Annotated in this window: 1 protein-coding gene; it reads left to right on the top strand. The window is 45.1% G+C overall.

Annotated elements, in window-relative coordinates; genetic code table 11:
- Window positions 1-1,497, top strand: a 1,497-nt coding sequence (locus F6K20_RS37235; protein WP_287298229.1) for a DUF4114 domain-containing protein, incomplete at its 5' end; no start/stop codon positions are given.
- Window positions 1,498-1,713: the final 216 nt, after the last annotated feature.

The raw sequence follows: 1,713 nt of genomic DNA, 5'->3' as shown, positions 1-1,713 counted from the left end.
GAATTCAACCTGACCAACGAACTCCCGATAGCTGTAGATGATACGGCCACGACTACTGAAGATACAACCGTTAACATTAACGTCTTAGATAATGACACCGATACTGAGGGAGATAGCACTCTAACGGTTATTAGTGATCCCAGTAATGGTAGTGCAGTAGTAGATGACAATGGTACTCCTGATGATCTAACCGATGACGTTATTACTTACACTCCGAATCCCGACTACAATGGACCGGATAGTTTTACTTATCAGTTAAACGATGGGGTTAACCCTGCTGACACCGCTACCGTTAACATTACTGTTACTCCTGTAAATGATGCACCAGATGGTACTGCTGTGGTTAACAATAACGGTACCTTGGATAATACTAATGATGACGTTATTACTGATACTCCTGATCCAGATTTCAGTGGGAATGATAGCTTGATCGATCAGGTATCTGATGGCAACGGCGGCCTTGATACAGCGACTGTTGATATTACTGTTAACTCGATCCCTACCTTTGTTCCTTCGACTCTGACTCAGAACCCTAACAATACTTTTACTATCACTAGTGACACCACTGGCAACGCTCAACTCCTATTCACCTTTATTAGTCGAAACGCTACTAATGTCAATGAAATTGGGGTGTTTGTCACGGATAATGACCAAGGTACAGTTAATGGTATTGCTCCTGGTCAGGAAGGCTATGTGGAAGCGGCTCTATCTAATGCTCAGACTATTTTCTCTGTGCTGCTAAATCCGGAAGATAGTGGTCAAACTAGTCGTCTAATTAATAATTTTGATGTAGGGGATCAATTAGGATTTTACCTAGTACAAAATAGCACCAGAGAGGCCGTGCTAGCAGGAGAAAATGTTTCTGTATTCTTCGGTGATGCTGCTTTCAATAGCGATGGTTTAGACCATATCCAAACCGAGACCAATAGCGACGGTGTCTTGACGTTAAACTTTGAAGATGCTGATGACCAAGACTTTGATGATTTAGTGGTAACGGTTCAAGACGCTTCGGCTTTAACTCCTACTGTAGGGATAGGGAGTCCCCAGATTCAAGGGCAAGTGGAGCTGTTGGATTTAACCGATGTGACTGGAACAGTAACACCTGAGTTTGTGGTTAGTAGTCAAGCAGTGTTTGAGAATAGCTTTGGCTTTTATCAGGTTGATGATGCTAGTGGTAAAATTGGTAATCTCAACCCCGGTGATGCCGGTTATGCAGAGCTTGCAGTCTCCAATCAGGTAGATTTAGCCAGTGGGCTATCCGGTGGAGTACTGTTAGCTCCGTTCCTAATTGCTAATGGCACTGTTGAGGAGTTCCTGACTCAGAATCCAACGAATCAGCAGGGTTCCGGTCTGAATGCCTACTTTAGTTTCTTGCCTGCTAACCCTGATCAATTTGATCACGTCCGCTTACTAGGGGACAATCAGTTTAGCTTCGAGGATACCTTTGGTGGTGGTGACTTAGACTATGACGACTTGGTAGTGGAGGTTATCTTCTGAGTTTGATTGGGAGTGGGGAGTAGGGAATCGGGAGTAGGGAGTCGGGAGGGTGGGAAGTGTGGGAAGTGTGGGAAGTGTGGGGAGGGTGGCTCACAGGGGTAGGTTTTTTACATTAGGGTAAAACATGGGGCGACCCAGAGGGAGAGGAAAAGGAAAACAACTTAGGTGCGCTTGACCTTGGCGAATTAAATTCGCCACGGGTCGCACCTGAAGAAG

This window comes from Moorena sp. SIO2C4 (assembly GCF_010672485.1).
In the GTDB taxonomy this organism is placed as follows: Bacteria; Cyanobacteriota; Cyanobacteriia; order Cyanobacteriales; family Coleofasciculaceae; genus Moorena; species Moorena producens.
Note: the sequence above shows the minus strand (reverse complement) of the source record. Positions and strands in the feature narration are given on the sequence as shown.